We start from the raw sequence: 21,961 nt of genomic DNA, 5'->3' as shown, positions 1-21,961 counted from the left end.
CTTCGTCTCGCTGTGCTCGCTCAGCCCGTTTCGTCTCGCTGCGCTCGCTCAACGACCCGCGAGGGGACGGGAGGTCGTTCGTATGGTCGTTGAGCGGAGGCTGCAGGCCGGAGTCGAAACGGGTTGAGCGAGCGTCAGCGAGTCGAAGCCCCACATCCGCACCCTCGCCCTCCAACCGCTCCGCGACCTCGGCGGCGTCCAACGGGCCGAGGGTTCGCAGCAGGTCTGCCACGCCCTCGAGGCCTCGGGCGTGCCGCTCCGGATCCAGCCGCTGCGCCTCGCGTTCGAACTGCGCGATGACGTCGGGATCGAGCAGCTCGCGCATCTCGACAGTGCCGAGCAGTTCGCCGAGCAGCGCGGGGTCGACCGACAGCGCAGCGGCACGGCGCTCGGCCAGCGGCGAATCCCCCTCGTACATGAACGCGCCGACGTACCCGAACAGCAGGTCGCGTGCGAACGGCGACGGTTGTGCCGGCTCGGTCTCCACCAGCCGTACGCGCCGCTCGGCGATCGCCGTGGTGAGCCGGCGCAGCGACGGCAGGTCGTAGACGTCCTGCAGCACCTCGCGCAGGGTCTCGAGGATCACGGGGAACGTCGGATGCCGCCTGGCCACCTCGAGCAGTTGCGCTGAGCGCTGCCGCTGCTGCCACAGAGGTGTGCGCTTGTTCGGGTTCATCCGCGGCATGAGCAGTGCCCGCGCGGCGCACTCGCGGAACCGGGAGGCGAACAGCGCCGAGCCGCCGACCTCTTCGGTGACGATGTGCTCCATCTCGTCGGCGTCGAAGACGAACAGGTCGGCTCCGGGCGGTTCGGCATCAGCATCCGGAATCCGCACGATGATGCCGTCGTCACTCGCCACCGCCGATCCCTCGACGCCAAGGCGTTCGCGGATGCGCGCATTGACGGCCAGCGCCCACGGCGCGTGCACCTTCATGCCGTACGGAGAATGCAGGATGACGCGCCAGTCGCCGACTTCGTCGCGGCCGCGCTCGACCGTGAGGTTGCGGTCGGTCGGCAGGGTGCCGGTGGCTTCGCGCTGCTCTCGCAGATGCGCGAGCAGGTTGGCGCGCGCCTGCTCATCGAGCCCGGCCTCGATGAGGCGCTGCGCGGCCTTCTCCGTCGGCGCAGCATCCACCTCGCGGGAGAACGCGCCGAGCGCTTCGCCGAGCTCATACGGCCGGCCGATGCCATCGCCATGCCAGAACGGCACCTTGCCCGGCTGTCCGTATGCGGGGATCACGTTCACGCGGTCGTGGGTGATCTCGGAGATCCGCCAGCTCGTCGTGCCGAGGGTGAAGACGTCGCCGACGCGCGACTCGTAGACCATCTCCTCATCGAGCTCGCCGACGCGGCGGCCCGCGCCCTCACCCGCGACGAACACGCCGAACAGCCCGCGGTCGGGGATCGTGCCGCCGCTGGTGACGGCGATCCGCTGTGCACCAGGGCGACCGGTGAGGGTGCCGGCATCCCGATCCCAGACGAGGCGCGGGCGGAGTTCTGCGAACTCGTCGGAGGGGAAGCGCCCGGCCAGCAGGTCGAGGGTCGCCTCGTATGCCGAGCGCGGCAGCGACTGGAAGGGCGCCGATCGCCGCACGGTCTCGAACCAATCCTCGACGTTGATCGCGTCCAGTGCGCAGGCGGCGACGGTCTGCTGGGCGATGATGTCGAGAGGGTTGCGAGGCACGGCGATCGCCTCGATCTTGCCCGCCAGCATCCGCTCGGTGACGATCGCGGTGTGCAGCACGTCGCCGCGGTGCTTGGGGAAGAGCGCGGCCCGGCTCACCTCGCCGACCTGATGACCGGCCCGGCCGACGCGCTGCAGACCGGATGCCGCCGACGGCGGGGCCTCGACCTGGATGACGAGATCCACAGCCCCCATATCGATGCCGAGCTCCAGGCTGCTGGTCGCGACGACGCAGCGCAGGATGCCGGACTTCAGCTCCTCTTCGACGAGCGCCCGCTGCTCCTTCGAGACGGACCCGTGATGCGCCTTGGCGAGGACCGGGTCGGCGCCGGACGTCGAACCGGCCTGCGCCATCATCGCGGCGGGCGGCGGCGCAGTCGGGTTCGGCAGGGGAACGCCGATCCGCTCGGAGTAGATCTCGTTCAGCCGCCCGGTGAGCCGCTCGGCGAGACGTCGTGAGTTCGAGAACACGATCGTCGAGCTGTTCTCGAGGATGCGGTCGACGATCGCCTCTTCGACATGCGGCCAGACCGACCCGGTGACCTCGGTGTACTCGGCATCCGCGTCATCCGTCGACGGGGCCCCGGGCGGCGGCGGGGGATTGGTCATGTCCTCCATCGGGACCGACACCGACAGCTCGAACGTCTTCGAGGCCTTCGGCGCGACGATCTCGACCGGCGCCGAGCCGCCGAGGAACCGCGCCACCTCGTCGATGGGGCGTACGGTCGCCGACAGGCCGATGCGCTGGGCGGGCGTCTCCGTTCCCGCGGCCCGCCGCAGAGCTTCCAGACGCTCCAGACTCACCGCGAGATGCGCGCCGCGTTTGGTCGCCGCGACCGCGTGCACCTCGTCGATGATCACCGTGTGCACGCCGCGCAGCGTCTCGCCGGCGCGGCTGGTGAGCATGAGGTACAGCGATTCGGGGGTCGTGATGAGGATGTCGGGCGGGTTCGAGACGAGCTTGCGGCGATCGCTCGAGGTGGTATCGCCCGAGCGCACGCCGACAGTCACACCGGGAGCGGGGATGCCGAGACGGCGAGCCGACTGGCCGATGCCGACCAGAGGCGAGCGCAGGTTGCGCTCGACGTCGACGCCGAGCGCCTTCAGCGGCGAGATGTACAGGATGCGGGTGCCCGCGGCATCCGCATCTCGAGCCTTCTCGCGGAACACGCTGTCGATCGCCCAGAGGAACGCCGACAGCGTCTTGCCCGATCCGGTCGGGGCGACCACGAGCGCGTGCTTGCCCGCCGAGATCGCGTCCCAGGCACCTGCCTGCGCGTTCGTGGGCGCGGCGAAGGCACCACGGAACCAGTCCTGCGTCGCAGGCGTGAAGCGGTCGAGCACATCGGGCACCACTCCATCATGCGCGCTACCGGGGACATCGGGTCGACTCTCGCTCTCGACAATGCGGGCGGGTGGGTGGATGGTGGTGTCATGGCTGAGCACACGACGAATTACCAGGGCACCTTCATCGAGGCATCCGAGGACTGCCCGATCGATCACGGCGCCGAGCCGCCGATCGCCGAGAACCAGTCGATCGCGGCGCTGCACTATCGCCTCATCGCGGAAAAACCCTACGGGCGCACCTCCGACGACGTGATCTTCGAAACGCATGCTCTGCGCAAGGGCATCGATCCGGCCGACGCCGATGCCCGCGCGGAGTTCTTCTCGAACGGGCAGCCCTGCCTGCGCTCTTCTCCGCTCGGCAAGCGCTACGGCTGGGGTACGCACCATGACGCCGAGGGCCGCGTAGCCCTGGTGCCGCGTGACTCCGAAGAGTATGCGGCGCTCGTCGCCGATGCATCGCTCGCGCACACGAAGGCGATGCGCAGCAGCCGGGCGAAGTAGTCGCGATCGCGGAGATCACGCCTCAATCGCCAATCGGATGCCGCGTCGCTCCCGAACCGCCGGAGCAGATACCCGCGCGGGTCGCGCGAGGAGCGGCTCGAGCACACCATGCGCCATCTCGAGCCACGTCCACAGCCGTGTCGAGGTCAGACGAGTGCGACGACGCAGCGTCCAGAGCACGAGTTCGTCGTCGTCGATCTCAACGTTCCATCCGCTCGGCAGCACGCCGGCGATGATGCGAAGCGCGACCCGAGCACCGTCGCCCGGGCGGAGCGCGAATGCGGCCCACGTGATGCGAGACGTATACGCGGTCTCATCCGTGATGGCCCGGGCCCGCACACTCTGACCGACTTCGAACCCGGTGGGCCCCGGAACACCGAACCACCCCACCAGCGTCTGGCGGTCATACTGCCGGAACACCGCGGGAGAGCGACGCGCGGCCACCTCACGTTCGAACAGGAGACCGCGCTCTTGTGCGAACCTCCGCAGACGGCGCGCGCTCACCACGGCAGCCCGAGCCATCCGTGCGGCGCGAGCACGATCTCGCGCATCGACCCGTCGGCGGCGATGAACAGCAGCGTCGACGTGACCGGCGTCGTTCCCCAGCTCGGCAGCACGCCGGGCAGGAAGCGATCGACGATCACGACAGCCTGGCCAGAGGGCGCCGTCGCTGCATCGACCAGACCGCCCTCGGCCGGGTTCGAACCGAGCACCTCGCCGCTGACAGCATCCACGACGGTGATCTGTCGATCGTCGGTTCGCGCGTTCCGGGCATGATCGACGACGGCGTAGCCGCCCCGGGTACCGAGCGGCTCGGCGACAGCCTTGCCGTCGGGGAACACATCGTCGTCCCACTGCGCGTCCCCGCACCCGAGAGGGATCGGCTCCACGAGGACCGACTGCGCGACGAATCCGGGGCTGACGAAGGTCTCGGCTCCGAGCGACACCCCAGAGCCGTCATCGTTCAGGCGAGTGAGACGCTTGCCGGGCGTCCCCGGCGGGCTCCCCGATGGCACTCCAAATCCGAGAACCTCGCGGTCGGCCGGCATCCGATCCACTGTTACCGCCTCGTCGTCGCTCTCCGCATAGCCGTGGCCCGTCCACGCGAGCACGCACTCCCATGTTTCGTACGTGCGGGCGTCCACGTCGGCGGCCTCCAGCGTGTCGAGCACGATTTTGCGAACGACCCCCTCCTCCGGATTGACCATGATCGCCCCTTCTGACCGGCTGAAGGCGAACGTCGTCGTGAGCCCATCGAACTCGCCGAGGCCGGGGATGTCCGCTTCCGTCGCCACTGTCGAACCGTCGGCGAGAGCGATCACGCGGAGGCCGAACGTCGTCTCGAGGTATGCGTACTTTTCGCCGGCCGCGATCATGCGGGTGAGGGATGCGCCCTCACCATCGAGTCCGTGTTCCCAGATCGTCTCGCCGGTGTCGAGGTCGAACGCCGCGATCCGGCCGTCGTGGTGCCACGGTGACAAGAACCCGACGCCCGAGAACCCGTTGTCGTCGTACGCGATGATGACCGCGTCGCGTCCGTCGATCTGTGCGAACAGCAGCCCCTGGCCGACGCGGGCGGCAGTGGAGATCATCGGGCCGGGCACGATGAAGAACACCGCGACGAAAGCCGCCACGAGCAGCAGGACGACCCCGATCCCGATCCGTTTCATCACCATCCGAGGAACGCCCTTTCACCGATCACCGACGAGCGGATGCCGTGGGCCGTCGCCACGATCAACAGCCCCTGGTAGCTGTCGTTCGTCGAGAGCATGACGACGTGGCCGTTGGCACTGACGGTGACGGCGGAGGCGCTGCTCTCGCCCTCGACCATGCCGAGCAGGCGCCCGGTTTCGAGGTCGCCGGCCTGGAACACGTAGGGAGAGTCGGATGCTGTTGATTCGTAGGTCTGCGTCACGGCGAATCCGCTCTGCCACCCTGCGGCGAACCCGGTGCCGTCCTCGAGCAGGACCTCCCTGTCCCAGCCGTCGTCGACCCACACCGGGGAGATGTTCTGCCCGTCGGGCGTCGGCGCCGACGCGTCGGTCTGCTCCCAGGCATCCGGCGAGAATACCGACCCGGCGTCGTCCGAGACGCCCAGCCGGTCGGTCCATCGTGCGGCGAGATCAGCGGGTGCCGGCACTGCTTCCCGTCCGTCATCGGGGATGCTGAGAACTGCGCCGTTCGCATTCAGCAGCACGACGGCTTCTGCCGTGGCATCCCAGACATAGGCGTCGATCGAGGCGATGTAGTCCTCGCCGAGACCGGCGACCTCATCGTCGCGGGCGACGATCTCACCCGTCGCGGCATCCAGGATCAGCAGTCCTGCCGCGCTCGCGATGTACGCGTATTCCGGTCCCATCCCGAGGATCCGTGCCTCGGTGCCACCGAACTCGGCGAACAGCAGCGTGTCCCATATGCGCTCGCCGGTGTCGAGATCGAAAGCTTCGGCCTGGGTGCTGAAGCCCATCGATTCGATGCGGAAGAGGTCGAGGTGTCCGATGGTGTCGTTCTTGTAGACGACCACGGCGACGCTGCGTCCATCGACCTCGGCCGTCGCGATCGCGTTGGAGGGTTCGCTGTGGGCGGGTCCGTGAGTCGCCGCGACCATCGCGATGAACCCGGCGATCACCGCGGCGATCACGGCGATCACGATCAGCACGCCCCAGACGGCCCGGCGCCGATCAGTACGTGGATCTGTGCTCGTCATGAGGCCCTCCTCCCGCGTCGTGAAAGGCTATGCGGCGCGGCGCGCTACCGATCACGGATCGTGATCGCCCGAGGCGGCCCCCTCAGTGCTGTGGCCAGTCGATGACCAGGGTGCGCGTCTTTCCCGGGCGCACGGGGTCGTAGTGCAATGGAAGCTTCTGGCCCGTCTCGATCCCGCGAGAGCCGGCGGCAGCCGTCTGCGTGAACCAGCGCTGATCACCCTGCTGATCGGTGAAGCGCATCGTCACGCGGTAGCGCGCGAGATGCTCCCGGTAGAACGTGCGCACCTCGGTCACGGTGGCCTGTGTGCGTACCCCCGTGGCACGCGTGCGCGAGTGACGTCGAGCTTTCCGTGCACGATGCTGCGTGACGAGCACCGGGGAGAGGAACAGCGTCACGCCTCCGGCGAGCATCAGCAGTCCCCAGAACGCCGGCGCGAGGCCGTGCCCAGGGGCGAGCGCGCCGGCGGCGATCGCACCGAGACCGGCGCCTGCCAGCCACGATCCGGGCAGGCGCGGAAGTGCGGACGATTCCTCTTCGCCGCGTTGCTGGGCCGTCGTGAGATCGATGGCCACGGCGCCGAGGCTGACGAAGATGCTGATGTTGAAGGCGACGATCGCCGAGGTCAGGAGGTCTCGGTCTCCCTGGAGCATGCCCACCCACCACGCCGCGGCCAGCGCAGCGAAGACAACGACCAGCGTCCATGCGGAGAGTGTGACGCTGCGTGCGCCTGTCGCGGTGCCCCACGGGCGCCGGGCGGGATCGTGCATGCTCATCGTGTGCCTCCTCGTTCTGAGGACTCTACGAGCAGGGTGTCGCTCCCGATCACGCGTTCGGGTGCGGCCTGGCTCAGCGAACAGCGGGCGGAATCGGCGCCCACGCCGTCGCCAGCGTGCCCCAGATGATGGGGGAGTACCGCGGATCCCCGGTCTCTGTCCAACGGCGGCGCTGGGCGCGCTGCCAGGCACCGAGAGCGCGCACGGGATCGGATGCTTCGTGTGCCGTGTTCACGGCCAGGATCGCCTCTGCCAGCATCCCCTCGGCACGATCGCTCAGTGCCGGCACGAATCGGCGGAGCCCCGCTTCGGTCGGCAGCGTCCAGCGCGTCGCTGTCACGTACTCGGCCCCTCGCGCGACGAACGCGGCGACGAGCCCGGTGGGCTCGGCGAAACGCATGTCGCTGCCCGAGTCGCATGCGATCAGGGCGACGCGGTTCGGGGCGCGCAGCGGCGCGAGTCCGGCAGCGCCCAGGGCGATGTCGGCGGCCGAGTACGGCCGGTGGGTGCCGACGGGCGCGGTGAGCCCCGGCGCATCCGCCCGATCAGAGAGATGCATCCGCGCATCCAGCGCGTGTGTCGACGACGTGACGTGCCCGACGTACAACAACCGCCCGGCATCGTGCACGGCACCGGACAGCGAGAGGCGATCCATATCGCGACGACGGAACGCCGCCTCAGGCGACGCGGCGGCGGGGCGCACCCGGTCACCGAGCACGGCGACCATCTCGGCCAGCGGGGCGCCGGAGGCGACCGGGCCGAGCACACTGCCCAGCTCGCTCGACGAGGCGAACCCGGGAACGGCAGGATCCAGCACGGCGGCGACCGTCGATCCCGGATGCCACGTCGACACCTCGCGTGCCGGGTCGTTGCGCAGCGTGGCCGGCAGCAGCACGGACGTGTCGACCATGTCGATGCCGCGCTCGCCACCGGATGAGCTCATGAGCTCCCAGGGCAGCTGAGCAGTCGACGGCGAGAGCTGTATGCGCAGGTGCGGTCGGCGTCCGGCGGCCTCCAGCGCGTTCAGCTCGAGGCCGAGCCACTGCGGGATGAGCGCCGAGGTGAGCAGTTCCGCCAGATGCTGCTCGCGCTCGAGGTCGAGCATCGGGCCGTCTGTCAATGCCCGCTGGAGGGCCTGCTCGCCGGTCTCGCCGGGGAGCGGCGTGGGCAGCGCTTGCGCGAGGGCATCGAGCGCCGGCGCGACCAGCGCCCGCTCGATCACGGTCATACGCGGAGAATCGCGTTGGTGGTCCCAGATCCAGTTGACGAAGAGATCATCACCGTCGACGTATCGCAGTCGCGCGACCGGCTGCTGATCATCGGGAAGGTCGGTGAGCACGACCGCTTCGTCGAACCGTCGGCCCGACGCGAGCGGACCGAGGTGCTTCATGTCACGCCAGTTCTTCGGCGAACGCCACTTCACCATCCGGCGACCACCGTCTCCGAGCGCACCGCGACGTCGTACTCCGCCTCGGCGATGCGAATCCATGGCTCCAGAGCGGGTTCTGATCCGGGAATCGGCATGACGCGCGGCGGCGGCGCGAAACGCAGCGGTACGGGGGCGGCGATCTCCCCGATGAAGCCGGATGCCGCGGCGGGGAGCACCAGGTCGATCTGTGAATCGGGCTCCGCCGGAGGCGTCGGATCGGGGAAGAGCTCCGTGACCGGCGCGAGAGGAGCATCTTCCGGGTCGGAGTCGGACAGCCGCGCTTCGATCGACTCGGCCTGCAGCGTCGCAGAAGCCGAGGCGTTCTCGATGAGCGCGAACAGCACCTCGGCGTCGCCGAGTGTCACCGCGAGTCGGAATGCCAACTCACGGGCAGGTGCGGAAACCTGCAGGCTCCAGCGTTCGCGGACCGGGCCCGGCGTGAAGTCGGCACGCAGCGCCTCCGTCGCCAGCAGCACGGGGATGGCCAGGTCGAGCCCACGGCGCAGCCGCTCCATGCGCTTCTTCGACAGCGGAGTGAAGCTCGCCCATTCCGCCTGCATCTCCGCACGTCGCAGGTCGACACGGCAGCGCTCGTAGGCCGAGCGCGTCAGCTCGCGCGCGGCGAGGTAGGCCTCATCCGCGAGCGCGAACTTGCCGCGCTTCGACTCGGCATCGCCGAGGAAGCCGTACGCCTCGCGACGGTCGTGCACCGCACCATCCGTGCCGAGCTCGTCGATGAGAGTGCGCAGCGTCTTCGCCGCCAGCGCCGGATTCCCGATCTGGAGGTACGCGGCCGCAGCGCCCATGCGGCTCGCCGTCTCGCGGGTGACGAGATCGCCCTCGCGCGCGAGGATGGCGGCCTCGCGGAACAGATCGCCCGCCTCCTCGTGCCGCCCCTGCTGCATCGCCGAGCGGGCGCGGTTCTCCAGGGTGATCTGACGGGTGACGAGGTCGCCCTCCGGGTCCTGCATCCCGTGCGCCAGCTCGATGAACTCATTGGATGCGACCATATCGCCGGTCTGCTGCGCGATCGCTCCGAGCGTGAGGTAGGGATGCGCGGCCAGCGCCGGGTCCACGCGCGCCGCGAGGTCGAGGGCGGCTCTTGCGTCGGCTTCGGCGTCCTGCAGCCTGCCGGTGAACAGGAGCAGTGACGAGCGGACGTTGTGCACCTGGAATCGCATGAGGTCGGCCTGGCCGATGTCGCCGTGCGCGTCGAGCATGGCGAGCGCTTCATCCGCCTGGACGAGCGCCTCTTCCAGATGATCGCTCTGGGCGAGGATCTGCGTGCGGGAGACCATGCCATTGACGATCACCGTGCGCGTTCCGCGTTCGTCGCCGACTTCTTCGACCAGCGCCGCGCCGATGCTGAGTGCTTCGTCGATGAGCCGAAGCGCCTCATCCAGTTCGGCCCGGTAGTCGTGCATGCCGGAGAGGTTGATCAGTGCTCGCGCGCGCAGATCACGGGCCTCGACCTCGTCGCTGCCCTCGGTGCGCGCGATCGCCTCGCGCAGCATCCGGGCGCCCGCATCGGTGTCGCCGCGGCCCAGGAGCTTTGCGCCGTCGTTGTTGAGATCGCGCACCGGAATCCACGGCTCGCTGGTCGGGACCCGGCCGCGGACGTGCCGCGCGGCGTCAGCGTCGCCGTCGGTCATTCGCCCGCCGCGCGCTCTGCGAGACTCGCTCGCGGATCGTCGAGCCGGTCGACGGCGTGCTCGCGCACGGCATCGCGATCCTCGTCGCGCTCCGCTGGGCCGGGCACCGCTGCGAGCACCGGGTCGCGCACCCAGAGCGTGCGCTCGTCAAGCGGCAGCAGAGCCGTGGATGCTGCGACCTCGGTCGATCCGGTGAACGCGCTGCCGTCCCCGTGCAGCGGCACGTCGATGTCGAGCGCGTGCGGCCCGAAGCGCGCCCAGAGCTCGGCCGTCGCACCGGGAACCGCCGCGACCGACACATGCAGGTGCGGGACGCCGTCCACGTGCCGCAGCGACCACTGCGCGTCGCTGTCGGCCGCGACCGTCTGCGGAGGGACGTCGGCCCAGCGGACGGGGGCGGTGCCGTGGCCGATCTCGATGCCGTCGCCGACCTGTGTTCGGGTGCCAGCGGCGAGGGCCCAGTCCTCGGGTGCGGGGATCACCGCCGGGTTCAGAGCGATGCCGTGGTCGTCGGCGAGTGCAGCAAGCGCGTCGACGACCACGACTGCGTCGGAGCGAAGCTGCGGTGGAACCGCGGTCAGAGCCGACGGGGCGTCCACGGCGTCGTGCAGCGCACGCTCGACGGCATCCTCATCGTCCAGCAGATGCGCCACGGCGTGGGCGGCGAGCACTGTCTCGGCGGCGAGGATCGGACCGTTCAGCGCCGGCGTGTACACCCCGGCGGGCCACCAGTGGCTCGCCCAGGTCAGGGCGGCGAGGCGATGGGCGGCGTCGACGAGTTCGGCGTCCTCCGGCAGGGGCAGCGAGGTCTCGTCTGCTGTGCGGATGGCGGCGGCGATGTCCTCGCCGTAGATTTCGGCGAGCCAACCGGATGCTTCCGACGGACTGTGGATCTCGGCATCCGGGAAGCGCTCGTCAGAGGCAGCATCCCAGGACAGCAGTGCGCCGCGCGCCTCGATCATCGCCGTGCGGATCTCGGCGCGGTCGCCGCGCGACGCCGTGCGCGAGAGGTTCGCCGCACCGTCGTCGATGTGGACCCACACGCTCATGCCGCTCCCTCCGCGCTGCGTCCGATCGCGAGTTTCAGCCGGTGCCGCTGGTCCATGACGACCGAGCGGAGACTGCCGTCCAGCGTGTCCCACAGCTCGCCACCGGGTGTCTGCACGCCGCGCAGCTCGCGTCCGTGCAGGCGCACCCAGAGTCGGCGCAGGTAGCTTTCCCGCACGGCGTGCACGTCATCGCGGATCGCTGCAGGGACGCCGCTGGTGTCGGCGGGGAGTCGCCGCACCCGTCGTACGTATGCCTCCCGTTCCCACCGCCCGCGAAGGAGCCGGTGCGCGGTGGTCGGTCGCAGCAGGTCGACGGGCTCGAGCGCGCGGCTCGCTTCGGCGCCCAGCAGCATGACGACCCGACTCTGCTCATCGGCGAGCTCCCACGGCTGGGCCGTGCGCAGGATCTCGTCGGCCAGCACCTCGTCGGCATCCAGATCGACATCCGCCGCCGAGCTGCCCGAGAGCACGGCGAACAGCCGCTCGAAAACCGAGCGGTCGAAGGGGCGGGGGAGTGCGCGCTTGGATGCCGTCGCCCCGAGCTCCGGCATCGCCGGGAGTTCGAGCACGGTGAGGCCGAGCATCCGTGCGGCATCCGGGTCGTCCAGGGTGGATGCCGCCGCGCTGCCTGCGCGCGCGTCGACGAGACCGTCGACGTCGGGGGTCGCGTCCGTGCCGCAGGTGTTCAGGACTTCGACGGTGAGCGTTTCGGCATCCGCACGCGTTTCCTCCGGGCGTCGGCGAGAATGCCAAGCCGACACGAGTTCGCCATGCAACTGATCCGCCTCGGCCGGATTCTGCACGATCTCGCGGATCCGCGCCATGAGACTCTCGCCGCCGGCCTGCGCGATCTCCAGTACCGCGTCCATCGCCATCTGCTCGGATGACGCATTGTCCGGCGCGCCGAGGGTTCTGGCCAGCTCGAAGCAGCGCTGGAAGTACTTCTCCTGCGGGTTGCCGTCCGTGATGCGCAGTGCGCGACGAGCGCTCTTGAGGACGAGGAACCACTGCACGGTCGCGATGAGTGTGTCGTCGGCGTCAGCGATGCGGGCGACGAGTTCGTCGGCGGCATCCGGCGTGAGCGCGAATCCGGCGAGATGCGGGTTCTGGACCGGGCGGATGACCAGCGGATCGAGCAGGAGCTTGACCGTGCGGGCAAGCGGACGCCCCGTGCCGTTGCTCAGAGGTGCGACGGCCTCACCGAGAGCAGCCCAGCCCCGCCAGATCGCGGTCATGCGCGGGACGGTCTCCGTCGCAGGCCCATCCGGGTCGACGGAGGGCGACGGCGTGGACGGACTCATGATTGTCAACCTTATCGACGCGCACGAACTCATAGCGCTTCGCTGAAGAACCCGGAACGGCCGATCGTCGACTGGGACAGCTCGCCGCCGGGCGTGATCATGATCAGGTCGGTGGTGCTGAGCATCGGCGCCTCGAGCATCACGATGCTCGATCCGGAAGCGGCCGTCATCCCGCCGCTGGCCGCTTCAGGAACCTGGATCTCGTCGATGGTGCGTCCGGTCGTGAGGCTCACCGTGCTGATCCGGTAGTCATACACACCCCAACGGCGATAGGTCTGCTGCTGAATGACGATATATCCGGTGCCGACCGCCTCAGGGAGTTCTCGGCCGTAGCCGTCGTCGTAGACCGTGAGATCCGAGTTCCGATGCACGATGGGATCGACCACGATCGTCGTCTTCGTATCGATATCGTCCGCGCCGACGCGGCCGAGCTCGGTGTGCGGACCGTCCTCGTCCCCGACGGAGAGGATGCCGTCTTCGACGAAGACTGACCCTTCTCCGCTGGACGCGGTGTTCTCCGTGCCACTGGGGGAGGCATCGTCCACAGTCCAGGCATCCGAAATCTCTTCCGACGGCTGCTGCTGCTCGTCGGAAGAGCCGTCGTCGAGGCACAGCGCGTGGATACCGTCAGGCGAAGTGACGTACACGAACCCGCCATCAATACCCAGCACACTCTCCTCCGTGAACGCCGCCGGTGACGTCTCGACGTCCCAGAGATGATTTCCACTTCCCAGATCGACCGCGGCGACGCGCTGCGTCTCCATCCCGAACGCCATCTGCAGCAGCCCTCGCGGGCCGACGCGGTTGTACGAGATGATCGCGACCTCTTCTCCGTCGATCTCGGTGATCGCGGCGACGCGGGAGATCTCCGAGTACTGCACCGGGAAGGCGAGGATCCAGATGCCGCCGAAGAACGCGACGAGATAGGTCGTCGTTCTTCGCAGAAACGGATCCGACTCTTGCGGCTTCCTCTGCCCTCGGCTGCGCCGAAACACGAGTCGCGGCGTCGCCAGCATGAAGTACACGGCGTACAGCACGAGGATGACGAGCCAGTCGTTGTACCCGCGCGTCGAATGGTTCGACGTCAAGGCGGTCCAGATCCACAGGGCGGCGAGCACGGCAGCACCGGCGGCCAGCGCCCAACGTCCGATGGAGAACCACGGGAGCGTGCGCCACGTGCGCGCTCCCGTGCGCCCGATGTCGCGTGACGAGCCGGTCTCATCCATCTGGTGAGAGTATCTTCCTGAATTCGCTCCCGATCACGGACTCTCGTGTTGGTGCATCACCCCGTCGGCGTCGAGCTCGAGCGTCAGATCGAGGTCCAAGCGCGCCAGGAACGCATCGTCGTGACTGACGATGAGCACCGCACCGCGATAGGCGCGCAGCGCCTCCACTACCTGATCCACGGTGTCGAGATCGAGGTTGTTCGTCGGTTCGTCCAGCACCACCAGGTGCGGGGCCGGGTCGGCGAGCAGCAGCGTTGCCAGTGCCGTCCGGAACCGCTCGCCGCCGGACAGAGTGCCCACCGGACGATCCGTCGTGTCACCGCGGATGAGGAATCGTGCCAGCCGGTTGCGCAGCTCCTTCTCGGGGATCTCCGGCGCGGCCTGCGTCACGTTCTCGATCACCGAGCGCGCCTCATCGAGCCCGTCGATCCGCTGCGGCAGGTACCCGATCCGGTCGGTGTGCGCCGTCGCCTCCGGTTCTCCGGTTGCCGTCGGTGCGTCAGAGCCGACGAGCCGCTGCAGCAGCGTCGTCTTTCCCACGCCGTTGCCGCCGACGAGGGCGACCCGCTCGGGGCCCTGCACCGTCCACGACTTCTCGGCGTCGCTGAGCGTCGCGATCCGTCGGCTTCGAGCCACGCCGGGATCAGGGAGTTCGATCTTCATCGACGCGTCGCCGCGCACCCGTCGACCGGCCGTATCGAGCGCGGAACGCGCTTCGGCTTCTTTCTCCGCGACCTCGCCGCGGAGCTTTCCCGCTGACACCTGTGCCTCCATCTTGCGGCCGTTGGCGATGATCTTCGGCACCCGCTTCTCGACGAACGCCTTGTTGGCCACACGTGCACGACCGGCGAGCTTCGTCTCGGCCTCGATGCGCTGCCGTTTCTCTTTCTTGAACGCCTGCTTCGCATCGCGTTGGGCCTGAAGCGCGGCGTTCTGCTCGGCATCCAGCCAGGTGCGCCACTCCGAATAGGGGCCGCCGAACACACTGAGCGTGTGCGCGTACAGCTCGGCCGTCTCATCCATCAGCTCGAGGAGCGAGACGTCGTGGCTCACGACGATGAGCGTTCCCTTCCAGGCGCGCACCATCGCGGCGAGCCGGGCGCGGGCGTCGCGATCGAGGTTGTTGGTCGGCTCGTCGAGCAACGTGATCGGCGCTCGCCGCAGGCGGATGCCGGCAATGGCGACGAGCACGGCTTCACCCCCGGACAACTCTCCGACGCAGCGGTCGACGAACAACGGGTCGAGGCCCGCCTCGGCCAGAGCGACCTCGGCGCGCGCCTCGATATCCCAGTCGTCGCCGACTGCGTCGAAGTGCGCAGGGTCGACGTCTCCTGCCGCGATCGCGCGCACCGCGTCGAGCGCACCCGCGATGCCGAGGAGCTCGGCGACCCGCCGATCCGTGTCGAGCGTGAGCTGCTGCGGAAGGTGTGCGACCTCGCCGGTGGTCATGATCGCGCCCGAGGTGGGGTCGAGATCACCGGCGATCAGGCGCAGAAGCGTGGATTTTCCCGAGCCGTTGCGGCCGACGAGGCCGGTTCGGCCGGTGTTGAACGATCCGGTGAGACCGTCGAGGGCGGTGGAACCGTCGGGCCAGGTGAATGTGAGTCGGTCGAGGGTGACCGAGGAATGGGTGGTCGGTGCTGACATGCGAGTCTCCGGGGTGCGAAAGCACTGACACCGGTCACCGGATCACGCCGAGAAGGCGGAGGTGAAGCCGTTGAGGAAGGGTCGTGTCAGCGCGCGGAAAGAGGGGCGCGGAGGCAACGACTCAGATCAATGAACTTCCAAACACGGCGGACGGGACACGTAGAGAATACTCGGGCGTGTCGCGGGGCGCAACAGTCGGGCGTGTCGTGATATCCGTCGCGCGGGGGATGCCGGTGGGCGATCGAACTCGTACCGTGGAAGCATGGCCGACGATCACATAAGTGGCAACGAGATGCGTCAACGCATGAGCTGGGGTGCCGGCATCGCCATCGGGATGGGCGTGGGCGTCGCGATGGGGTCGGCGTTCGAGAACATGGGTCTCGGAATCGCGCTCGGCGTCGCGGTCGGCGTGCTCTTCGCGATCGTGCTCGGCGCAGCCGGCAGACGGAAGCCGCGCGGGGGCGTCGCTGACGCCGGCCCGGAATCGGACGGCCCGGATGCCAGTGGCCAGGACGACCCGGATGCTGATGAGCCCGGTCCCGGCGGCCCGCCGTCAGTCCGCTGACTCGTCCAACCAGCTGTCCAGGAACACGCGCACGTCCTGCAGTTCTTCTTCGGAGACGCTGTGGGTGAGCCCGGGGTACACGCGTCCGGTGAGGTCGGCACGTTCGGGCAGCCACTGGGCGGTGTGATCGACGAGCGGCTGGGGGATGACGTCGTCGTTCGTGCCGCGACCCCAGAAGACCCGCGGTCGCAGCTCACGCAATGATTCGTCGGCGGGCAGGTCGCCCGGGGTGGCGTACCCGCTGAGAGCGACGATCGCACCGAAGCGCGCGGCATCCAGTCGCATCGCCTGGATCGACACTGCCGCGCCCTGCGAGAACCCGAGCAGGGCGATCTTCGGAGCGTCGGCGGCCTCGGCATCCAGCCAGCGCAGCAGGGCCTGGGCGGCCTCGGTCACGCCATCGGGATGCCGTCCCTCCAGCGCCTCGATCGGGTACCACGACCGCCCGGGCGCCGGCCACGGCGGAGTGAGGGGAGCGGCGACGGATGCGACCGCGATCCCATCGGGCAGGAACGGCCGCAGCGCGAACAGATCGTTCTCGTCGGAACCGTAGCCGTGCAGCATCACCACGAGCGGCAGGCCCTCGCGTACCTCAGGGGCCCAGCGGGTCGCAGTGGCATCGATCGTCAACAAGTCGCTCACACGGCCATCCTGCCAGCGAGCACAGACATTGCGAGAGCGGACACTGGTAGAAATGGAACATGGCGGTGCGCACACCTGACCCGGAGCCCGAGGGCGAAGACGACGACCTCACGCCGTTCGGCGAGCTTCCCTCCGACGCGAGCAACCCGGCCTGGTTGAGCGAGATCGAGCTCGCCGAGGCGCGGCGGCGCATCCCCATGCTGTACGTCGAGGCCATTCCCGTGCGCACCGACGGCACCGGCCAGGTGACCGAACTCGGCATCCTGCTGCGTTCCACGCCGCTCGGTGAGATGACCCGCACGATCGTGTCGGGTCGCGTGCGGTACGGCGAGACGGTCCGAGACGCGCTGTTCCGGCACATCGAGAACGATCTCGGGCCGATGGCGTTCCCGCTGCTCCCGCCGCAGCCGTTGCCGTTCACGGTGGCTGAGTACTTCCCGCTGCCGGGTATCAGCGCCTACCACGATGACCGGCAGCACGCGGTGTCGCTGGCGTTCGTCGTGCCGGTGACGGGCACGTGCGAGCCCCGTCAGGATGCTCTCGAGGTCACCTGGTTCTCGCCAGAAGATGCCGCATCCGAGGCCGTCGCCGCCGAGATGGAGGGCGGTCGCGGCACGCTGATCCGCACCGCGCTGGCGAGTCTCGGCCTGCTGCGTTAGCCCGTCGTCAACCGCGCGATCTCGGCGATGAACGCGTCGACGTCGGATTCCTGTGTGTCGAAGCTGCACATCCAACGGACTTCGCGGCGCGCAGCATCCCAGTCGTAGAACCGGAACGACTCGCGCAGACGATCCGCGACCCCTTCGGGGAGGATCGCGAAGATGCCATTGACCTGTGTGGGCTGCGCGAACTCGACGCCACGGATCGTCCCGTCGGCGAGCCCGGCCTCGACACCGGCCCGCAGGCGTGCGGCCATCGCGTTCGCGTGGCGCGCGTTGCGCAGCCACAGGTCGCCCTCGAGCAGCGCGATGAGTTGGGCGGAGATGAAGCGCATCTTGGACGCTAGCTGCATCGAATATTTGCGGCTGTAGACGAGTCCCTCGGATGCTTCGGGATCCAGCACCACGATCGCTTCGCCGAGCATCGCACCGTTCTTCGTGCCGCCGAAGCTGAGCACGTCGACCCCGGCGTCGCGCGTGAAGGTGCGCACCGGGACGTCGAGGGCCGCGGTGGCATTCGCGATGCGCGAGCCGTCCATGTGCAGCCGCATGCCGTGACCGTGCGCGTGATCAGCAAGGGCGCGGATCTCATCGGCCGTGTAGAGGGTGCCGAGCTCGGTGGACTGCGTGATCGAGACGACCAATGGCTGTGCACGGTGCTCGTCGCCCCAGCCCCAGGCCTCGCGGTCGACGAGTTCGGGGGTGAGCTTGCCGTCCTCGGAAGGCACGGTCAGCAGCTTCATCCCGCCCATGCGCTCGGGTGCCCCGCCCTCGTCGACGTTGATGTGGGCGGTGGATGCTGCGATCACGGCGCCCCAGCGCGGGAGCATCGACTGCAGGCCGACGACGTTCGCGCCGGTGCCGTTGAAGACCGGGAACGCCTGGATGCCGTCGCCGAAGTGCCCGCGGAACACCTCCTGCAGCCGCTCGGTGTACTGATCCTCGCCGTAGGCGATCTGGTGGCCGTCGTTCGCCGCGGCGATCGCCGCGAGGACTTCGGGATGGATGCCGGAGTAGTTGTCCGAGGCGAATCCCCGTACCTGGGGCTCATGAAGGGTGCTCACCGAAACAGCCTATGTCGGATGTCGGTGGTGATGCCTACTCTCGTACTTATGCAGCTCACCGCAGCACGATCGGCGTTCGCGAACGTCCTGATCAACACGCTCATCGCCAATGTGACGACGAGCTTCCTGTGGTTCGCGCTGACGTTCTGGGTGTATATCAAGACGCAGTCGGTGCTGGCCACGGGCATCATCGGCGGCGCGTACATGCTCTTCGTGGCCCTGTTCGCGATGGTCTTCGGCACCGTCGTCGACCGGCATCGCAAGCATGCCGTGATGGTGCTGTCCAGTGTCGTCTCTGCTGTGGCGTTCGGCGCGGCCGGCGTGCTCTACCTGTTCTTCACCGAAGACCAGCTGCTCGACCTCGGGGCGCCCTGGTTCTGGGTTTTCGCCGCGATCATCCTGTTCGGCGGCGTGATCGAGCAGTTGCGCAACATCGCGCTCTCGACGACGGTGACCCTGCTCATCGAAGAGGACAAGCGAGCCAACGCCAACGGACTGGTCGGCACGGTGCAGGGCATCGCGTTCCTGGTGACCAGTGTTTTCTCCGGGCTGTCGATCGGGTTCCTCGGCATGGGGTGGACGCTGGTCATCGCGATCGTCTTCATGGGGGTGAGCTTCGTACACCTGCTGTTCATCCGGATCCCCGAGGCCGAACCCGTGCCCGACCCGAATTCGTCCGGTGCGCTCGACTTCCGCGGCAGTGTGCAGGCGATCCGGCTCGCCCCGGGCCTGTTCGCCCTCATCATTTTCTCGACGTTCAACAACCTCATCGGCGGCGTCTACATGGCGCTGATGGATCCGTACGGTCTGACGCTGTTCGACGCACAGATCTGGGGCATCGCGCTCGCGTTCGGGTCGACGGGCTTCCTCATCGGTGGCGCCCTGGTGGCGAAGTTCGGTCTCGGCAAGAGGCCGGTGCGCACGATGCTGCTCGTCGTCATCGCCATGGGGCTGCTCGGAGCCATCTTCATGCTGCGAGAGTGGTGGCCGCTGTATGTGGTGGGCATCTGGTTCTACATGATGCTCGTCCCACCGGTCGAGGCGGCCGAGCAGACAGTCATCCAGAAGGTGGTGCCATTTCAACGTCAGGGCCGTGTGTTCGGCACAGCCGCAGCGTTCGAGGCCAGTGCGGCCCCGATCACGGCTTTCCTCATCGCCCCGCTCGCCGAGTTCCTCATCATCCCGTACATGGACAGCCCCGCCGGTCAACAGCAGTGGGGCTGGCTGCTCGGCGAGGGCGATGCGCGCGGTATCGCCCTGGTCTGCCTCTTCGCCGGACTCATCATGGTCGTCGCGACGACGCTCGCGTTCTTCACCCGCTCGTACCGCAAGCTCACGAAGCTCTACGAGCACGCGCCGGCACAGCCCGCCGGCGGGGAGGGGCCCCCGGAGTCGTCGCCCGATGCGCCGCCGCCCGTCCGGGGCATCGCTCCCGAGATCCCCGACGCGCGTGAGTGACCCACGCGGGTCGTTGAGCGCAGGCGCGGAGCGCCGAAGACACGCCGGTCGTTGAGCGCAGGCGCGGAGCGCCGAAGACACGCGGGTCGTTGAGCGCAGGCGCGGAGCGCCGAAGACGAAACGGGTTGAGCGAGCCGAAGGCGAGTCGAAGCCGGCCCCCGCCCCGCCCCGCCGCCCCGCTCAGAACTCGATCACGCGGTCGTTGAGCTCCTCGGCCCCGGCATCCCAGAGGGCTACGACTGCTGCAGCGAGCGCCTCCGCGTCGAGGGCTTTCGCCCGGAAGACGACGGATGCCGCGCTCAGCGGTTCGCCGGCATCCCGAGCCGTCTTCGCGAATCCGTGCGCCACCGCCCGTGCCCAGGCCTCGCTCGCCGCCTTCATTGCCGCGTAGTTCGCGCCCCCGGCGAGCGGTCGGGCGACGGCGGTCGATGACACGATTGCGAAGCGCCCCGCATCTGAGTCCCGCAGCAGAGAGTCGAACGCCCTCGAAGTCGCCCGCGCGGCTTCGAGGGCGGGCAGGAGTGCGGCGAAGTCCTCGTCGGACTGACCCGCGAGCCCACCGCCACCGCGCCACCCGCCGACGAGCGGAATCACGCCGTCGACGCGCCCGAGTCGCGCGGCCAGATCTGCCATCGAGTCCAGCGATGTCGCATCAGCCGCGGTCACTTCGACCCCGGCATCCGCGAGCGGGACGAGCCTCTCAGCCGATCGACCGGTGGCGATCACCCGAGCACCAGCGGCTGTCAGAGCACGTGCGACCGCAAGCCCTGCGTCGCTCGTCGCGCCGGCGAGCACGACCACTCGACCCTCGGCGGTCACCAGGCTCCCCTCCCGCCGCCGTCACTCATCCGACGCCCGAATCCCCGAGGTCGACTCGATCACCGGGCGCATCTTCTTCTCGAGCGCCTCGAAGAACATCGACAGGGGGAACTCGTCATCCAGCACCGCGTCGGTATAGCCCTTCGGGAGGCCGACGAGCACCTCATCTGGCAACCCGCGAGCCCATACGGATGCCGGGTTCGGTGTCAGCACAGAGTTGACGAGCGCGTAGGCCGCCAGCCAGTGCGCTTTCTTCGGCCGATCGATCGAGCGCCAGTAGAGATCGTTCACCGCATCACTCAGTGCGATCACGGCGTCGGGCACCTCGTCCCAGTCGAACGTGAGCTGCGTATCGGTCCAGTGCAGCACACCCCGCTGGTGCAGCCAGGCGAACAGCAACTGCCCGCCCAGGCCGTCGTAGTTGCGCACCCGCGAGCCGGTGATCGCGAACCGGAAGATCCGGTCGAAGATCACGGCGTACTGCACGAGGCCGGCGTGCTCGAGCGTCTCTGCCTCGGCAGCGGACAGCGTCTCCGCCGCTCGCAGCCGCTTCTGAATCGCCACCGACTCACGGAACGCGGTCAGGTCGCAGCGCAGCTCCTCGAGCGAGTACAGGAAGTACGGCATCCGCTGCTTGATCATGAACGGGTCGAACGGCAGGTCGCCGCGCATGTGCGTGCGGTCGTGGATGATGTCCCACATCACGAACGTCTTCTCGGTGAGGCCCTGGTCATCCAGCATCCGCGCCGCCGGCCCCGGCAGGTCGAGCTTGGTGATCTCGGATGCCACGCGCACGACGCGTCGATAGCGGGCCGCCTCGCGGTCCTGGAAGATAGCGCCCCACGTGAACGGCGGGATCTCGCGCATCGCGACGGTCTCGGGGAACAGCACTGCCGAGTTCGTGTCGTAGCCGGGCGTGAAATCCACGAGCCGCAGCGAGACGAACAGCTTGTTGCCGTAGTCGCCGGCTTCCAGGTCGGCGATGAAGTTCGGCCAGATCGCCTCGACGATCAGGGCTTCGACGAGGCGATCGGGCGAGCCGTTCTGCGTGTACATCGGGAAGACGATGAGGTGCCGGATGCCGTCGACACGGTGCCGCTGCGGCTGGAAGGCGACCAGCGAATCGAGGAAGTCCGGAACGCCGAAACCGCCCGTCGCCCAGCGATCGAAATCGACGATGGATGCTGCGAGATACTCCGCATCGTGCGGGAAGGCTGGAGCGAGCGCACGGATGCCGGCTGTGATCGCGGCGACGTGTTCGTGGGCGGCATCGTGGTCGTCCGCGGCAGGGATCGACCCGTCCTTCACCTGCAGCTCGCGGATCGCGATGGCAGCATCCTTCAGCATCCGCCAGGCAGCGCTGGCCTCTGCGCGGGCGGCATCTTCGACGACCTCGGGTTCGCCGATGATGGCAGTGTTCTGAACGGGAGTGGACA

The 21,961-nt window shown here is 68.6% G+C and carries 19 protein-coding genes; 4 read left to right on the top strand and 15 right to left on the bottom strand.

Annotated features, from left to right (window positions below; all coding sequences use genetic code 11):
- The coding region (locus tag ACTICP_RS10775) for a DEAD/DEAH box helicase (RefSeq protein WP_441892230.1) at positions 1-3,037 on the bottom strand (3,037 nt) is incomplete at its 3' end.
- Between the two features lie 81 nt (positions 3,038-3,118).
- On the opposite strand from ACTICP_RS10775, the gene ACTICP_RS10770 reads away from it, so the two are divergent.
- Entirely contained in the window at positions 3,119-3,532 is a 414-nt protein-coding gene (locus ACTICP_RS10770; protein ID WP_441892228.1) for a DUF6157 family protein, read from the top strand.
- A 15-nt stretch (positions 3,533-3,547) separates the two neighbouring features.
- On the opposite strand, the gene ACTICP_RS10765 is transcribed toward ACTICP_RS10770, so the two are convergent.
- From ACTICP_RS10765 to ACTICP_RS10720, 10 genes are all read right to left on the bottom strand, one after another.
- Positions 3,548-4,036 (bottom strand): hypothetical protein, encoded by a 489-nt coding sequence (locus ACTICP_RS10765; RefSeq protein ID WP_441892226.1) that lies wholly within the window; start codon positions 4,034-4,036, stop codon positions 3,548-3,550.
- Entirely contained in the window at positions 4,033-5,202 is a 1,170-nt protein-coding gene (locus tag ACTICP_RS10760; RefSeq protein WP_441892224.1) for a PA2928 family protein, read from the bottom strand. The genes ACTICP_RS10765 and ACTICP_RS10760 overlap by 4 nt, the downstream gene beginning before the upstream one ends.
- Entirely contained in the window at positions 5,202-6,239 is a 1,038-nt protein-coding gene (locus tag ACTICP_RS10755; protein ID WP_441892222.1) for a PA2928 family protein, read from the bottom strand. Before ACTICP_RS10755 ends, ACTICP_RS10760 begins: the two co-directional genes overlap by 1 nt.
- 82 nt (positions 6,240-6,321) lie before the next feature.
- On the bottom strand, positions 6,322-7,014 hold the full coding sequence (locus ACTICP_RS10750; RefSeq protein ID WP_441892220.1) for a DUF3592 domain-containing protein: 693 nt from the start codon (positions 7,012-7,014) through the stop codon (positions 6,322-6,324).
- A gap of 73 nt (positions 7,015-7,087) precedes the next feature.
- The gene (locus ACTICP_RS10745; RefSeq protein ID WP_441892218.1) at positions 7,088-8,440 is read right to left on the bottom strand and encodes a CHAT domain-containing protein; all 1,353 of its coding nucleotides are present in this window, start codon (positions 8,438-8,440) and stop codon (positions 7,088-7,090) included.
- Positions 8,434-10,095 (bottom strand): tetratricopeptide repeat protein, encoded by a 1,662-nt coding sequence (locus ACTICP_RS10740; RefSeq protein WP_441892216.1) that lies wholly within the window; start codon positions 10,093-10,095, stop codon positions 8,434-8,436. Before ACTICP_RS10740 ends, ACTICP_RS10745 begins: the two co-directional genes overlap by 7 nt.
- Positions 10,092-11,144, bottom strand: a complete 1,053-nt coding sequence (locus ACTICP_RS10735) for a hypothetical protein (RefSeq protein ID WP_441892214.1) — start codon at positions 11,142-11,144, stop codon at positions 10,092-10,094. Before ACTICP_RS10735 ends, ACTICP_RS10740 begins: the two co-directional genes overlap by 4 nt.
- The gene (locus ACTICP_RS10730; RefSeq protein ID WP_441892212.1) at positions 11,141-12,445 is read right to left on the bottom strand and encodes a hypothetical protein; all 1,305 of its coding nucleotides are present in this window, start codon (positions 12,443-12,445) and stop codon (positions 11,141-11,143) included. The genes ACTICP_RS10735 and ACTICP_RS10730 overlap by 4 nt, the downstream gene beginning before the upstream one ends.
- Before the next feature lie 29 nt (positions 12,446-12,474).
- A complete protein-coding gene (locus tag ACTICP_RS10725) occupies positions 12,475-13,671 on the bottom strand; it encodes a hypothetical protein (protein WP_441892210.1) in 1,197 nt (398 codons plus the stop codon).
- A gap of 33 nt (positions 13,672-13,704) precedes the next feature.
- Positions 13,705-15,318, bottom strand: coding sequence for an ABC-F family ATP-binding cassette domain-containing protein (locus ACTICP_RS10720; protein ID WP_441892208.1), 1,614 nt, complete (start codon positions 15,316-15,318; stop codon positions 13,705-13,707).
- Positions 15,319-15,580: 262 nt separating this feature from the next.
- Between ACTICP_RS10720 and ACTICP_RS10715 the strand changes: the two genes are divergently transcribed.
- Positions 15,581-15,883: a hypothetical protein gene (locus tag ACTICP_RS10715; RefSeq protein ID WP_441892206.1), complete on the top strand. Its 303-nt coding sequence runs from the start codon at positions 15,581-15,583 to the stop codon at positions 15,881-15,883.
- On the opposite strand, the gene ACTICP_RS10710 is transcribed toward ACTICP_RS10715, so the two are convergent.
- Positions 15,872-16,525, bottom strand: a complete 654-nt coding sequence (locus ACTICP_RS10710; RefSeq protein WP_441892204.1) for an alpha/beta hydrolase — start codon at positions 16,523-16,525, stop codon at positions 15,872-15,874. The genes ACTICP_RS10715 and ACTICP_RS10710 overlap by 12 nt on opposite strands.
- Positions 16,526-16,584: 59 nt before the next feature.
- Here ACTICP_RS10710 and ACTICP_RS10705 point away from each other — a divergent pair, with 59 nt between their 5' ends.
- Complete coding sequence (locus tag ACTICP_RS10705; protein WP_441892202.1) at positions 16,585-17,184, top strand: DUF4916 domain-containing protein; 600 nt, start codon at positions 16,585-16,587, stop codon at positions 17,182-17,184.
- Here ACTICP_RS10705 and ACTICP_RS10700 read toward each other — a convergent pair.
- A complete protein-coding gene (locus ACTICP_RS10700) occupies positions 17,181-18,248 on the bottom strand; it encodes a threonine aldolase family protein (protein WP_441892200.1) in 1,068 nt (355 codons plus the stop codon). The genes ACTICP_RS10705 and ACTICP_RS10700 overlap by 4 nt on opposite strands.
- Positions 18,249-18,296: 48 nt before the next feature.
- On the opposite strand from ACTICP_RS10700, the gene ACTICP_RS10695 reads away from it, so the two are divergent.
- Positions 18,297-19,706 carry an MFS transporter gene (locus ACTICP_RS10695; RefSeq protein ID WP_441892198.1) on the top strand — a complete coding sequence of 470 codons (1,410 nt, stop codon included), beginning with the start codon at positions 18,297-18,299 and terminating at the stop codon, positions 19,704-19,706.
- 180 nt (positions 19,707-19,886) lie between these two features.
- On the opposite strand, the gene ACTICP_RS10690 is transcribed toward ACTICP_RS10695, so the two are convergent.
- Positions 19,887-20,528 carry an SDR family NAD(P)-dependent oxidoreductase gene (locus ACTICP_RS10690; RefSeq protein WP_441892248.1) on the bottom strand — a complete coding sequence of 214 codons (642 nt, stop codon included), beginning with the start codon at positions 20,526-20,528 and terminating at the stop codon, positions 19,887-19,889.
- 18 nt (positions 20,529-20,546) lie between these two features.
- Complete coding sequence (locus ACTICP_RS10685) at positions 20,547-21,935, bottom strand: DUF6421 family protein (protein ID WP_441892246.1); 1,389 nt, start codon at positions 21,933-21,935, stop codon at positions 20,547-20,549.
- Positions 21,936-21,961 lie beyond the last annotated feature (26 nt).

It is taken from the genome of Microbacterium sp. (genome assembly GCF_052102115.1).
Classification (GTDB): domain Bacteria; phylum Actinomycetota; class Actinomycetes; order Actinomycetales; family Microbacteriaceae; genus Microbacterium.
This window is presented reverse-complemented; position numbering and strand designations above follow the sequence as displayed.